11 protein-coding genes are annotated in these 14,082 nt (G+C 43.6%); 6 read left to right on the top strand and 5 right to left on the bottom strand.

What is annotated here, in order from left to right; all coding sequences use genetic code 11:
* Positions 1–10: 10 nt before the first annotated feature.
* From MSG38_RS03985 to MSG38_RS03975, 3 genes are all read left to right on the top strand, one after another.
* Complete coding sequence (locus MSG38_RS03985; protein WP_050633230.1) at positions 11–883, top strand: 5-deoxy-glucuronate isomerase; 873 nt, start codon at positions 11–13, stop codon at positions 881–883.
* An 11-nt stretch (positions 884–894) separates the two neighbouring features.
* The gene (locus tag MSG38_RS03980; protein WP_048612821.1) at positions 895–1,722 is read left to right on the top strand and encodes a class II fructose-bisphosphate aldolase; all 828 of its coding nucleotides are present in this window, start codon (positions 895–897) and stop codon (positions 1,720–1,722) included.
* A 75-nt stretch (positions 1,723–1,797) separates the two neighbouring features.
* Positions 1,798–2,643, top strand: a complete 846-nt coding sequence (locus MSG38_RS03975; RefSeq protein ID WP_017111576.1) for a MurR/RpiR family transcriptional regulator — start codon at positions 1,798–1,800, stop codon at positions 2,641–2,643.
* 153 nt (positions 2,644–2,796) lie between these two features.
* On the opposite strand, the gene MSG38_RS03970 is transcribed toward MSG38_RS03975, so the two are convergent.
* Positions 2,797–3,624: a sugar phosphate isomerase/epimerase family protein gene (locus tag MSG38_RS03970; RefSeq protein WP_248401088.1), complete on the bottom strand. Its 828-nt coding sequence runs from the start codon at positions 3,622–3,624 to the stop codon at positions 2,797–2,799.
* Between the two features lie 370 nt (positions 3,625–3,994).
* Between MSG38_RS03970 and iolG the strand changes: the two genes are divergently transcribed.
* Positions 3,995–4,981 (top strand): inositol 2-dehydrogenase, encoded by a 987-nt coding sequence (gene iolG, locus MSG38_RS03965; RefSeq protein WP_048612822.1) that lies wholly within the window; start codon positions 3,995–3,997, stop codon positions 4,979–4,981.
* A gap of 65 nt (positions 4,982–5,046) precedes the next feature.
* Here iolG and MSG38_RS03960 read toward each other — a convergent pair whose 3' ends face one another.
* From MSG38_RS03960 to MSG38_RS03945, 4 genes are all read right to left on the bottom strand, one after another.
* Positions 5,047–5,880, bottom strand: a complete 834-nt coding sequence (locus tag MSG38_RS03960) for a MurR/RpiR family transcriptional regulator (RefSeq protein WP_248401045.1) — start codon at positions 5,878–5,880, stop codon at positions 5,047–5,049.
* 344 nt (positions 5,881–6,224) lie between these two features.
* Positions 6,225–7,241: an ABC transporter permease gene (locus MSG38_RS03955; protein WP_048612824.1), complete on the bottom strand. Its 1,017-nt coding sequence runs from the start codon at positions 7,239–7,241 to the stop codon at positions 6,225–6,227.
* Positions 7,242–7,279: 38 nt separating this feature from the next.
* Entirely contained in the window at positions 7,280–8,773 is a 1,494-nt protein-coding gene (locus tag MSG38_RS03950) for a sugar ABC transporter ATP-binding protein (RefSeq protein ID WP_050645855.1), read from the bottom strand.
* An 81-nt stretch (positions 8,774–8,854) separates the two neighbouring features.
* Entirely contained in the window at positions 8,855–9,868 is a 1,014-nt protein-coding gene (locus tag MSG38_RS03945; RefSeq protein ID WP_248401044.1) for a sugar ABC transporter substrate-binding protein, read from the bottom strand.
* A gap of 652 nt (positions 9,869–10,520) precedes the next feature.
* Between MSG38_RS03945 and iolC the strand changes: the two genes are divergently transcribed.
* Together iolC and MSG38_RS03935 are read left to right on the top strand one after the other, a co-directional pair.
* The gene (iolC, locus tag MSG38_RS03940) at positions 10,521–12,500 is read left to right on the top strand and encodes a 5-dehydro-2-deoxygluconokinase (RefSeq protein ID WP_248401043.1); all 1,980 of its coding nucleotides are present in this window, start codon (positions 10,521–10,523) and stop codon (positions 12,498–12,500) included.
* An 11-nt stretch (positions 12,501–12,511) separates the two neighbouring features.
* A complete protein-coding gene (locus tag MSG38_RS03935; protein ID WP_248401042.1) occupies positions 12,512–14,020 on the top strand; it encodes a CoA-acylating methylmalonate-semialdehyde dehydrogenase in 1,509 nt (502 codons plus the stop codon).
* Positions 14,021–14,082 lie beyond the last annotated feature (62 nt).

Below are 14,082 nucleotides of genomic sequence, written 5' to 3'. Positions count from 1 at the left end.
AGAAAGGATTATGGGTAAGCATATACCCCCATTTAATAATCAAAACCAGCCAATCGTTGATGTTAACGATGAGGTTACACCACTTTGTTATTTCAACCAGGTTCACTTAAGCCAGAGTGAGCAACACACTCACACTGTTGAAGGGTATGAGTCGGTAGTTGTACTTGCTGGTGGTACGTGTTGTATCACAGTGAGTAACGGTGTCGATGAGCCTCAAGTCTTTGATAATATAGGTAAGCGTCGCACGGTATGGGACGGTGAGCCTGAATCTGTTTATGTACCGCTTGGTTATACAGCGACCATTGATTGTGTAAGTGAAAGCGCAGATGTGATGATTGCAGGTGGTAAATTTGATGCCTCATTAGAACCGTTCTGCGTTCGAGCTGATGAAGTTGAAATGGTTCAATACGGCTCAGATGATACGAAAACACACCGTAAGATCAAACATGTGCTTGGGCAAAGTAATGCTGACAAACGTGGCCGTTTACTTGTCAGTGAGCTATTTACGGTTGGCGCTGGTGGTTGGTCTGGTTTTCCTCCACATAAACATGATGAAGACCGCGTCAAAGAAGATGGCAGCAAAGAGACATTATACGAAGAGGTGTATCAATTCCGTTTCAATCCTGATTTTGGTTTCGGCGCACAGTTTTTATACGAACATGAAGACGATTTTGGTCCTGTTTATCACGTTCGCACAGGTTCAGTAATCGCTATTGATAAGGGATACCACCCGAGTGTAGCTGCGCCGGGCTATGAAATGTATTACTTCACCATCATCGTAGGGAAAACGTCTAAGTCTTTGATTCAGCACTTTGACCCTCACCATGAATATCAAGTTGAAACCATTCCAGGCATCAAGGATATGATCGCCAAGTTTAAGTAGAGGGATACGTTATGTTGGTTAATTTAAACGATTTATTACCTGATGCGGCTGCATCAAATTATTCAGTTCCCTGTTTTAATGTCTTTGGCTTTGAAGATGCTCGCGCAGTCGTAGAGGCTGCGGAAGAAGTGAACAAACCGGTTATCTTAGCGTGTAACAAAGATGTCGTTGATTTTTATGGGGTAGAAACGGCAGCGGCGATGTTTTTAGGTCTAGCGACTAAAAGTACAGTGCCAGTTTGTCTGCACCTCGATCATACCTATGAAGAAGACATTGTATATCGAGCATTAAAGGCCGGCTTTAGCTCGGTGATGTTCGATGGCTCACAGTTGAGCCTAGAAGAGAACATCGCTCGAACTCGCAAAGTCGCGGATGTCGCCCATGCATTAGGCGCTTCGGTAGAGGGTGAAATAGGTTCTGTTCCATACGATGAAGGTCGTGACCATATCAAAACAATAGATACTAGCCCTGCTGATGCAGCTAGGTTTGCTCGCGAAAGTGGTGCTGATTGCGTGGCGATTTCTGTCGGTAATGTCCACCGTCTAACCGAACCAACATGCACTATTGATTTTGGCTTACTTGACCGTATTTCAGCCGAAGTGACGATACCATTGGTGATACATGGGGCTAGTGGGATTCGAGACGAAGATATGGCGAGACTTAAGCAAAGTCGTGTCTCTAAGTTCAATATCGGCACCTGCTTACGTCAAGCCTTGGGTAACAATCTACGCGGCTATATGAACGATGAACCAGAGAAGTTTGATAGAATTTACTTTATGCAAAAAGCAATGCCGTACGTAAAAGATGAAGCTATTCGAAACTTCGAACTTTTATCTTAGAATTAATACCCCAAGTGTTAAAGCTTGGGGTATTATTGATTTATAAACCAATATTTAACGGGAAAGAAGTTAGGTATGGAAGTTGAAACTAACGAGATTGTACATGTGCCTAGTGATTTAGACTCTCTGAAAGAGTTAATCGTCAAACGCTATGACAATTTGAGTCAACGCTTACAGCAAGTCGCGGACTATGTGTTAGCCCAGCCTATGCTAGTTGCCGTTGAGACTATGGCGACCATTGCGGAACAAGCCAATGTCCCATTGTCGACCTTAAGTCGATTTTCAAATGCGATGGGCTTTAGTGGGTTTAGCCAAATGCAGGCTCTGTTTAGAGACCAATATCTAAATAGACCTCGGGATTATAAAGACCGAGTGCGCAAAGCAAGAGACCAAGAAACATATCAACCAGAATCGCCAACCGCTATTTTTAACGATTACGGTGTCGCTAACGTTGAAGCGATAGAAAAATTACAAGTATCAGTTTCACCACAGAAGCTTGAAAGAGCCGTGAGCCTGATGGATCAAGCCGAAACGATATATATACAAGGGATGCGCCGAGCTTATCCGGTTGCTTTTTACCTTTGGTATGCTCTTATGAAATCAGATAACAATGTTGTCTTGCTTGATGACCATGGAGGGATGCTGACCCCTATGATCCGTAATATGAACGATAAAGACGTATTGCTTACTGTGACTTTTGCCCCTTATGCAATGGAAACCAGCAATGTCATAGAGTGTGCTCATGACCGAGGTGTCCCTATCATCGCGATCGCAGATAACCAGATGATGGCGCATGGCAGTAAGATGGACGTGTGTTTTGAAGTGGAAGAAGGGGAGGTGATGGGCTTTCGATCGCTGAGTTCTTCGATGTACCTAGCTCAAACATTAGCTGTTAGTTTGATGTGTCGTGAGATTAAATAGCGTTTACCTCAGAATGTTCTAGATAACACTAAAAAGCCGATAATTATCGGCTTTTTTAATGTTTGCGAAAAACCTAAATAAAGTGACTGCCGAGCATAGAAAAAGCTACCGTATTGGCAGCTTTTTTAGCTCAGGATGGTTGGAGTGTTCTGGTTATGAGAACAAACGCTTCATGCCTGAAAGCATGCTAGTGGCTGTCTCGTAATGATCGCCTTCCCAAAGTTGATCATTGAGAAACTCACCAGAATAGAACCCGTCATATCCTGTACTTTGAATGGCTGACGTCCATTCTTGTAGTGGAATTTCTCCTTGGCCTAGCAAGCAATTTCTAAGTTCTTTCTCATCGACCCAAGGCGCACCAACTTCAGGGCGGTGTCCATCGGAAAGATGAACATTGTAAATGAGCGATTTATCGATCTTTGCCATGTCTTCTGGTGTTGCCCCGCGGCATGCCCAGAAGTGCCAAGTGTCGAGCACAAAGCCAAAGTTATCTCGGTTGACTGCATCATGTAATTGATAATATTGCTCTAACGTAGCAATGGGGGTCCATGCTGCACCTTCGTATTGGAAGCGGATACCATGCTCTCTTCCGATATCGGTTATATTGCGGATGTTTTGTGCAGTAATACGAATGTTATCTTCAACCGATAGGCCTGTCAGCGCCTCGAAAGCGTTTAATTGAATGGTTGGCGCACCAATGTCTTTGGCAAATTCACACAGAAGTTCTGTATCTCTAAATAACTGGTTTTGTGCTTCTTTGGTCGTACTCTCCACACTACCTATAATATCAATCGCAGAAGGCGCAATATTAGCGTCGTTTAGCCTTGTTTTGAGGTCTTGGCTTGTTAAACCAGCATTGATATATCGCCACAACTTTTCTGTATGGATTTCTAACCCGTCATAGCCTGTTTCTTTTGCCAAACGGATATCGCTAACAATATTATTATGTAGTGAACACATCCCGTGTAGTGCATAGCGCATAAAGTAGTCCTTTGTCAGTCGCCAAAAAGCTTGTGCTGTTGGCGTAATTAATCGCGTTAAGACCATTATCCTCCTTGTGATAAATTTTTTCCACAATCAACCCTTCTATCTGTGATGTTAATTAAGTAAAAATAAAAATGGCTATTAACTGGTCGATATTGCGTGGATTTGTGAGCTTTTATCATGTAGTTTGGGTGATAATATTTTTTCATTATGTTGGTTTTTCTGTCAATTCTCTGTTCCGGAGTAACGGGTTCTGTTAATGAAAAATGGAATATAAATTGGAAATCAGAGGGTCACTAAGATGTGACCGTATTTAGCTATCGTTGTTTATTCACTTAAGCAGCCACTCTACGTCATGAGGGAAAGTATGTTTAACATCGCTTTATTTGGTGCGGGACGCATTGGCAAAGTTCACGCGGTTAATATTGATAACCACCCGAGAACAACCTTGTATTCTATTGTAGATCCATATGTGGAGGGCGCTAACCAACTAGCAAGCCAATACAATGCAAAAATCCAAACAATTGAAGAGGCTATGGCTGACCCCAATATCCATGGAGTGTGCATCGGTTCTGCAACCGACACACACGCTGATTTTATTGAGCTAGCGGCAAAGAATGGCAAGACGATCTTATGTGAAAAACCTATCGACTTAGAATTGAGCCGTGTTCGTGATTGCTTGGGCGTGATTGAACAATATCCAGTGCCAATGTTGGTTGGTTTTAATCGCCGCTTTGACCCTCAGTTTCGTAAGCTAAAAACTCAGTTAGGTTCTGGTGTGATCGGTAAGGCAGAATCGTTGCTGATCACGTCTCGTGACCCTTCGCCACCACCGGCACATTACGCTAAAGCTTCTGGTGGTATGTTTCGCGATATGAGTATCCATGATCTTGATATGGCACGCTTTATCCTTGGAGAAGATCCAATCTCAATTACTGCACACGGTAGTTGTATGGTTGATAAAGCTATTGGTGAAGCTGGAGATATTGATACTGCTGTTATCGTTATGAATTTTCCATCGGGCGCGATGGCCACTATTTCAAACAGCCGTCGTTCTGGTTATGGGTATGATCAGCGCCTTGAACTGCATGGCGAGAAAGGCTTACTACAAGCGGGCAATATGAAAGAGGATCTCGTTCAGTATTGGGGGGAAAGTGGTTGTGTTAGCGCGAAACCGCAGCATTTTTTCTTAGAGCGTTACGAACAAGCATACATCAATGAATGGGATCACTTCGTTGAGATTCTAGCAGGTGAAGCAGCGCCGCTTTGCAGTGGTAAAGATGGAGAGTTTGCTCTTGTGCTTGCTGAGGCTGCTTTAGAGTCCATGAACACTGGAGTAACGGTCAAACTCTAACCAAGAGGTTTGTAGCTTTAACCACTCGTAAGGTGTTACTGGCTTATGCAAGGCAGAACTTAGAATTAATCGAGGGTTCTGCCTTTTCTAAATGCGAGTGATACTGCCAAAGATTGTGCAAGGCATAACGAAGCCGACTGTGATCGAAAGGCATCGACACTCGCTTCTTTTACTGTAAAACACACGTCGCTGAATGCCGACAGTGGGCTGACTTGATTATCGGTAATCACGATTTGTTTGGCCCCCGCTTTAGACGCTATTTCACACAGTTTGATCGTTTCTTCCGCATATGGATTAAAACTAATTGAGACAACCACATCATTAGGCCCAACCATACTTACCTGTTCTTCAAACATCCCGCCTAAACCATCGATAAGGAATGCTCTACATTCGATATGACGTAGTGCATATGTGAGGTATGACGCCACGCTAAATGAGCGTCTTAGCCCAATTAGATAAATGTTATCAGCATTGGCTAGAACATCGACTGCTTGCTTGAGTTTCTCGGAAGAGGTGAGCTTGGCAAGTTGCATCATTGCATGTGAGTTGGCTTGAGCAAATTCGTATAAAATATCTTCAGGCTCTTCTTGCTGGCTGCCATCATTGAGCTCCTTAACTAAACGCGTACGTTGAGTGTAGCTGGCGGTTTCTTCTACAAGGTTTTGACGGAATATTTGTTTCAACTCGTTAAAACCATTAAACCCAAAGGCATTTGCAAAGCGTATTAGTGTCGACGGTGGAACATCGGCCGCCTTGGCAATGACGGCAACCGTGTCAAAGGCAATGCTGTTTGAATTTTCGAGTACATAATGAGCGACTTGTTGTAGTCGTTTGCTCAACGTACTGTGTTGTAGACGAATTTGGTTCTCTAGTTCGTTGAGATTCGTAGCTGCATGCATAACAACATCCTAAGTTTAACGGCGAAGATGACCGGAATGTTTTCTATATATCAGAGTAGATAGATGATGTGAAGTCGAGTTGGCGAAAATGAAACATTTATTTCACTTTAGATGATATTTAAGAAAGAGACATAACAATCACGCTCTAAACAAAAAAATGCCACGAGAGTGATGAGCTTACGTGGCATGGAAAACCTCATTTGAGGACCCTACATTCAACTTGTTGTATGAGCGATTTATTTATGGTTAACATAAACGCTTAGCGCTTCTTGCGAATCACATCAGTATTCTTAATCAAGATGTTAAAGCCTGCGTAAATGCATAGTGGCTACTCATCTACGTATTTATTTACTTTTCTTTTGGCGCTTCATATCAAAAATAACGGCTACGACAATCACTAAGCCTTTTACTACTTGTTGCCAATAGGCTGATACATTGAGTAGGTCGAGTCCGTTTTGTAGTACTCCCATAATCATGGTGCCTACGATAGTTCCTTGGATTGTTCCTATTCCGCCGGCATGCGATACCCCACCAACAGTGGCAGCAGCGATAGCATCAAGTTCATACATGTTACCTAAGCCAGGTTGACCTGAATTGATTCGAGCCGTCAAAATAAGCGCAGCAATACCAGCCAGAAGACCAGCGTAGACGTAGACAAGAATTTTGTACTTGGTGACGTTGATGCCTGATACGTAAGCTGCAGTTTCGTTGCCTCCGATTGCATAAGCATATTTACCAAACCTGGTGTAGTTGAGTAGCACATAGGTGAACAATGCCATAACGAGGAATATCACCACGGGCACGGGGATCCCCGCTATGTTTCCTTGTCCGATCCATTGGTATGAATCGATTAAGCTACTGATCGGGCGACCGTCTGAATAGAGTAATGCAGCCCCGCGAGCTATGATCATCATGCCTAATGTTGCAATGAACGGGGGGATACCTGTATAGGCGATTAGCGCACCGTTAATCAAGCCACAGAGAGCCCCCACACCTAGTGCAACCAAAATAGGGACAATAACAGGCAGCTCAGGCAGGTTGGGGTACATTCTCATGCCCCAATCGAGGGTTTGAGCTGTGCTGGCTGAGACTACAGCTGCAACCGCAAGTACTGAGCCGGATGAAAGGTCAATACCGCGAGTGATGATGATGATTGTTACACCTAAGGCGAGCAGGCCGATACTGGCCATCTGAGTCATTACATTAAGTAAATTGGCAACGGTGAGAAACACCGGAGACAGAATACTCATGACAACACACATGCCGACAAAGACGACGTAGATCGCGTACTTGGATAAAAAACGTGTTTTTTTGCCAGTTTCGGGCTGTTCTGAAGTGGCTTGAAGAAGTTTAGCTATCATAACTACTTTCCTTGATATGTTGGATTAGCTTATTGTTTTTAGTTGAACGCCAATGACATGACTTGCTGTTGTGAGGCTTCGTGACCGTCGAGCTCACCTTTAAATTGCCCATCGTGCATGACGAGAATACGGTCGCTCATTCCAATCACCTCTGGTAACTCAGATGAGATCATTACCAAGCTTTTACCCATGCCGGTGAGCAGGCGCATCAATTTGTAGATTTCAGATTTGGCGCCAACATCAATGCCTCGAGTCGGTTCGTCGAGAAAGAGAATGTCTGGTTTAGTTAGCATCCAGCGCGCGAGTAATACTTTTTGTTGGTTACCACCACTCAAGTTATCGATGGCTTCAGACATACCTGGCGTTTTTACCTTGAGAGTCGAACATTGCGTTGAGCAGTCTTTTTGCATTTTTCTTACGTCAAGTAGGCTAACGACTTTGTTACGATAAGCATCAAGGTGGGCAATGGAGGTGTTGGCAAAAATATCCAACATTAAGTAAAGCCCGGAGTGACGTCGGTCTTCTGTTAGAAAGGCCATTTTGTGATTGATGGCGTCGGTTGGCGTTTTGATTTCTACTTGATCGCCGTTGATCCAAATCTCACCAACATCTTTCTTTCTTACACCAAACAGAGTTTCAATTAATTCGGTACGCCCTGAGCCGACAAGACCTGCAATACCAAGGATCTCGCCTTCGTGTAGCTTGAAGCTAATGTCGTTGAATTGACCTTCAACAGAGAGGTTTCTAACATCCAACCTTACTTTTCCAGGTTTGGCGGTGATTGGTGGATAAACATCGCCAAGGTCGCGCCCTACCATCATGTGAACGAGTTCGTCATTATTAGTCGATGAAGCTTCTCTTTCACCAATAAAGTTGCCATCTCGAAAGATCGTGATGTCATCACAGATACGGAATATTTCATCCATTTTATGGCTAATATATACGACCGCCACTCCCTGAGATTTAAGTAGTTCTATGATCTCGAATAGGTGGTCAACTTCTTTACCTGTAAGGGCCGAAGTTGGTTCATCCATGATGATCACTTTGGAGTGATACGAAATAGCCTTCGAAATCTCGATCATCTGCATGGTAGCTACCGTTAGCTCACTCATGGGGGTGCGAGGGTCGAGGTGTAGGTCCAATTTTTCCAAGAGTTTGGTTGTGTCACTGTACATTTTGCGATGATCGATGAGGTTCAGTGGCCCCTTGGTTGGTTCTCTACCTAGCCAAATGTTTTCTGCGATACTTCGGTGAAGTACTGGGGACAACTCTTGGTGGATCATCGATATTCCGGCTTCAAGGGCATCTTTAGCACCACTGAAGTTAACTGGATGACCTTGATAATGGATGGTGCCGCTATCTCTTTGGTAAATACCGAAAAGAACTTTCATTAGGGTGGACTTCCCTGCGCCATTTTCGCCCATTAAGGCCATGACACGACCTTCTTTTAATGTGAGTTGCACATTATCAAGGGCTTTCACTCCAGGAAATGACTTTGATATTCCACGCATTTCTAGTAAGGCTTGACTCATATTTACTGCTCCGATTGAAATGATCTATGTATCGAGCCTTGTTAGTGGGTTGGCACATAGATCATATGAGTGAAGAGGGCGTTAGCCTTGCTTAGCTTTGAATTCTTCGAGGTTGTCTTTGGTAACAAGCTCGGCAGGGATCCAAGTGATTTTCTCGCGAGGCTGATTTGTGATGCCACTGATTGCGGCGTCAATTGCGCCACGAGCTTGGCCGCCACCATCTTGGAATACAGTGGCATCAAGAGCGCCATTTTCAATTGCCATTAAGCCATCAGGAGTCGCATCAACGCCGACAACAATCGTGTCATCGAGTTTCCCTGCAGCACGCAGAGCTTGAATTGCACCTAGAGCCATATCATCGTTGTTGGCAATAATTACGTCGAGTTTGTCTCCTGAATTGATCCAGTTTTCCATTACGACCATTGCTTGTGAGCGTTGCCATAGAGCGGTTTGTTTGCGAGTGATGTTGAAATCAGGCTTATCTTGGAAGTAATCTTCGACGCCTTCTGTACGAAGAATTGCAGCTTCAATTGTCATCATCCCCATCAAAATTCCAATGTTTCCACCTTCACTTTTATCTGCGACGTACTTAGCTTGCTCTTTGCCAAATTGCAGCTCTTCAGAGCCAACGTACGCTACACCTTCGGGTAAGTAAGAAGGACGGCGGTTGAGGTAAACGAGCTCAATTCCTGCATCTAGAATCTTGTCCGTCATAGGTTGGGTCGCGTCAGTATTAACTGGCACTAAAATGATGCCGTCGACTTGTTGGATAATGAAATTTTGAACTTGGCCAAGCTGTTTCACTGTGTCTTCTTTGGCATCCACAAAAATGAGCTTAACGTTATCTTGCTTTTCAGCGTATGCCGTCATGGAATCTTTCATATTTACAAGAAATGTATCGTCGAAGTTGGGAATCGCGACACCTATTGTGACGACATCACTTTTTGTCTCTTCACCACCACAGGCAACGAGGCTGAGTAAACCTATTGCAATGATCCCTGTTTTTACTCGTCTTGCTGCCGAGCTTTGGAAGAGAGTGGTTTTGTGAGTAAAGCGACGTATGAACTTTGAAAATGTGTTGGTTATCGATGACATGCTATGTCTCCTTGTTGTTATCACTGCTTCTGCCAATTACAAAATATTTTGTGATTGAATCTCTGAGAGTGCTTTCTTTCTCCTAGAGACTTGGCAACTTTCATTCCTTTACGTAGGCGTTTTAAATTTTAATTTTCGCGAAAAATATTTTTCATTTAAATCGTGGGTAACTATATATTCAGAATTTTTTTTTAGCCATTAGACATAATGCGCAATTGTTATAATTGTTACATAGATCTTGTGGTTGTTAAGTTTTGCGTTGAGTTTGTTTTTTATTAAGCCTTTGATTTTAATTGGTTTAAAATTATGAACTCTATTTTATTTATAGCTAAGTTATTGATTTTAATTGTTAAAAAAATATAGTGATTGAAGTCACTTACATGAAAAATTAAATGAAAAATATTTTCTGAATTTTTCTTTATTTCTGAGTTTGAAGTCTACTTTTGCGATTAAATGTAAACTGGATCACTTTAATGAACTGTATGTTTCGTTTTTCTTTGATTTTGGAATTTTTATTTCATATAAAGGGGCTGTCTACAGGTGAGATTTATTTATATGGCTGAGTGTTAGTTTGCAGAGGTGGCAGAGTTTGCTCTTCGTAAGCGATGAAAGCTGAATATAAGCGAACCAATTTGTCTACAAGGAATGGGATATGCAGTTAGAAGAAAAAACACTGGATTTGATTTGTTTGGGGAGAGTGGCGGTTGACCTATATGGGCAACAAATTGGTTCGCGATTAGAATCTATGGGGTCATTTTCGAAATATTTAGGAGGATCGTCGGGCAATGTTGCTTATGGGACAGCAAGGCTTGGATTAAAGTCGTCAATGCTTGCTCGTGTTGGTGATGAGCATATGGGACGGTTTGTTCGCGAGGAGTTGCAATCCGTAGGGGTTGATACTCGCCATCTCATCACCGACCGCGAACGCTTAACAGCTTTAGTATTGTTAGGCATCAAAGATGAAGAGACGTTTCCATTAATTTTCTACCGTGATAATTGTGCCGACATGGCACTCAGTGTGGATGATATTTCAGAATCTTACATAGCCTCTGCACGATGCTTAGCGATTACAGGTACTCACCTTTCAAACCCGCAGACCCGAGATGCGGTATTACTCGCCTTAAAGTATGCTCGAGAGCACGGTGTTAAAACTGCGTTGGATATTGACTATCGGCCCGTTCTTTGGGGATTAACTAGCCTTGGCGATGGCGAAACTCGCTATATCGATTCTGCTGAGGTTACGCATCAACTTCAGCAAGTGTTACCCCTTTTCGACCTTATTGTTGGTACAGAAGAGGAGTTTCATATAGCTGGTGGTTCCACAAATACAGTTGCGGCTTTAAGGTCGGTTCGAACTGTTAGTCAAGCTGAACTCGTGTGCAAAAGAGGCGCGTTGGGTAGTTCTGTTTTTTCCAGCGATGTACCAGGTTCACTGGATGAAGGTATCACTGTCGAAGGCGTTAAAGTGGATGTTCTTAATGTACTTGGTGCGGGTGATGCCTTTATGTCTGGCCTGCTACGAGGTTACCTCAATGATGAAGGTTGGGAGAAAGCTTGCGCTTATGCCAACGCGTGTGGTGCATTAGTGGTATCACGCCATGGCTGTGCGCCAGCTATGCCTACTAAAGAAGAGTTAGATAATTATTTAGCTCGTGCTCAAGATGTATTACGACCAGATCAAGACAGTCAACTAAACCATTTACATCGAGTTACGACACGTCAAACTCAGTGGGATGAATTATGTATTTTGGCATTCGATCACCGTAGTCAGTTTGAACAAATGGCGAAAGATGTTGGCGCTGATCTTGACCGTATTTCGATACTGAAGCAGTTGATCTATAAGGCATCGCTAGATGTCTGCCAAGAAGAGAATCTGTCTGGACAGTTTGGCTTGCTTTGTGATGGTACTTTTGGTCAGCCAGTCCTTAATACTGCAACCGGCACAGGTACTTGGATTGGCAGACCGGTAGAAGAACCTGGATCTAGACCTTTGCAATTAGAGCATGGCGACATCGGCAGTCAGTTGAGAACTTGGCCACTTGAACATGTTGTGAAGTGTTTGGTTTTTTGCCACCCAGACGATGACATTGCCTTGCGTCTATCACAAGAAAAGACAGTAAAAGAAGTCTATGACGCGTGTTGCCAATCGGGGCACGAATTGCTGCTAGAGGTTATTTTACCTAAGGAAATGACTTTGGGGGATAAGCAGTATCTTACGTTGATGAATCAATTTTATTCCATTGGTGTTAAACCTGACTGGTGGAAATTACCGCCGCTTTCGGAGTCGTCCTGGAACCAAGTGGAGTTGTTGATACAAGACAATGACCCACATTGTCGAGGCATATTGATTCTTGGGCTGGATGCGGAATTAGATGAGGTACAAGCCGGCTTTAATACCGCAGCAATTTGTTCTCTGGTAAAAGGCTTTGCGGTTGGGCGAACAATATTCGGATTGCCATCAAGTCTGTGGCTAGCGAATGACATAAATGATCAGGAGCTCATTGCCCAAATCAAATCGAACTATTCGAGCTTGGTGAGAGCGTGGCAACAGCGCAATGTATCTACATCTTGTCAGTCATCTTTACAGTCTCGTCTTAAATCACAAGGCGCACCTTCATTGATTTCAAACTAAAGGACCCAGTTATGAAAACCGTATTTAATTTTATTAATGGTGAAATAAGCGACTATCAAACGGAACGCGTTGCTCCGATCTTTGACCCAGCAACAGGCCTGCAAACAAAGCAAGTTGTTTTAAGTAATGAAGAACAAACGGCACAAGCTATTGAGTCCGCTCAACATGCTCATCTGGGGTGGGCTAAAACATCACCATTGAAACGTGCCCGTGTGTTGTTTGCATTTAAAGCCTTAGTCGAGGCTAATCTTGACCGTTTAGCTCGCTTGATCTCTAGTGAGCATGGGAAGGTCTATTCAGATGCCGTTGGGGAGTTAGCTCGAGGGCTCGAAGTGGTAGAGTTTGCATGTGGCATCCCACATCTACAAAAAGGCGAGCACTCATCTAATGTTGGCACTGGCATAGATAGTCATTCATTAATGCAGCCATTGGGCGTGTGCGTTGGCATCACACCATTTAATTTCCCTGCAATGGTTCCTATGTGGATGTTTCCTGTAGCATTGGCTACAGGTAATACATTTGTTTTGAAACCTTCTGAAAAAGATCCGTCACTGGCCATAGAACTGGCTTTGTTACTTAAAGAAGCAGGGCTACCCGATGGCGTCTTCAATGTGGTAAATGGCGATAAACGAGCTGTGGATGTATTGCTTACCGATGAACGTGTACAAGCGGTTAGCTTTGTTGGTTCTACACCGATTGCGGAGTACATCTATACCACAGCTTCTGCTCATGGTAAGCGTTGCCAAGCATTGGGTGGTGCGAAAAACCACTGCTTAGTGATGCCAGATGCTGATATAGATATGACCTCTCAAGCCATCATGGGAGCGGCATATGGCGCTGCGGGTGAACGTTGTATGGCATTATCTGTGGTAGTGGTTGTCGGGGATGAAACGGCCGATCGTTTAACCGATAAATTACAAACGCAGATACAGTCCATGCGAGTCGGGCCTGGGATTGTGGAAGGACGGGAAAACGATATGGGTCCTGTTATTTCAGCTGCTCATAAACAAAAAATTTGTGATTATATTTCTGAGGGAGAGCTGCAAGGTGCTTCACTTCTGGTTGATGGACGATCGCTTGAGGTTAAAGGCCACAAAGAGGGGTATTTTGTTGGGCCGACTTTGTTTGACCATGTCTCCCCTGAGATGACAATTTACAAAGATGAAATTTTTGGTCCAGTGTTGGTGATTGTGCGAGTGCCTAATTATGCAACGGGCTTAGACCTAATTAATCGACACGAATATGGTAATGGTACGGCTATTTTTACTCGAGATGGTGAGGCTGCGCGTCAGTTTCAAGAAGAGGTGTTGGCTGGGATGGTGGGTATCAATGTCCCTCTTCCTGTACCAATGGCATTTCATAGTTTTGGCGGGTGGAAACGCTCTATCTTTGGGCCTTTAAATATGCACGGTAATGATGGGGTTCGTTTTTATACAAGAATGAAAACGGTCACGAGTCGCTGGCCTGCCAGCGTGCGATTGGAAGAGCACACTAGCAGCTTTAACTTTCCGACGATGTAATCGGAGCTATTGTTTTAGGTAGTTTCACAATAAGCAGTAGCCATTTAGGTTACTGCTTTTTT

This window comes from Vibrio sp. 1CM24A, from assembly GCF_023161725.1.
Lineage (GTDB): Bacteria > Pseudomonadota > Gammaproteobacteria > Enterobacterales > Vibrionaceae > Vibrio > Vibrio coralliirubri.
Note: the sequence above shows the minus strand (reverse complement) of the source record. Positions and strands in the feature narration are given on the sequence as shown.

Bases quoted from the DNA above. Each gene is read 5' to 3' on its own strand.
- MSG38_RS03985 (WP_050633230.1), top strand. From the start codon at position 11: ATGGGTAAGCATATACCCCCATTTAATAATCAAAACCAGCCAATCGTT.
- MSG38_RS03980 (WP_048612821.1), top strand. From the start codon at position 895: ATGTTGGTTAATTTAAACGATTTATTACCTGATGCGGCTGCATCAAAT.
- MSG38_RS03975 (WP_017111576.1), top strand. From the start codon at position 1,798: ATGGAAGTTGAAACTAACGAGATTGTACATGTGCCTAGTGATTTAGAC.
- MSG38_RS03970 (WP_248401088.1), bottom strand. From the start codon at position 3,624: ATGCGCTATGCACTACACGGGATGTGTTCACTACATAATAATATTGTT.
- iolG (WP_048612822.1), top strand. From the start codon at position 3,995: ATGTTTAACATCGCTTTATTTGGTGCGGGACGCATTGGCAAAGTTCAC.
- MSG38_RS03960 (WP_248401045.1), bottom strand. From the start codon at position 5,880: ATGCATGCAGCTACGAATCTCAACGAACTAGAGAACCAAATTCGTCTA.
- MSG38_RS03955 (WP_048612824.1), bottom strand. From the start codon at position 7,241: ATGATAGCTAAACTTCTTCAAGCCACTTCAGAACAGCCCGAAACTGGC.
- MSG38_RS03950 (WP_050645855.1), bottom strand. From the start codon at position 8,773: ATGAGTCAAGCCTTACTAGAAATGCGTGGAATATCAAAGTCATTTCCT.
- MSG38_RS03945 (WP_248401044.1), bottom strand. From the start codon at position 9,868: ATGTCATCGATAACCAACACATTTTCAAAGTTCATACGTCGCTTTACT.
- iolC (WP_248401043.1), top strand. From the start codon at position 10,521: ATGCAGTTAGAAGAAAAAACACTGGATTTGATTTGTTTGGGGAGAGTG.
- MSG38_RS03935 (WP_248401042.1), top strand. From the start codon at position 12,512: ATGAAAACCGTATTTAATTTTATTAATGGTGAAATAAGCGACTATCAA.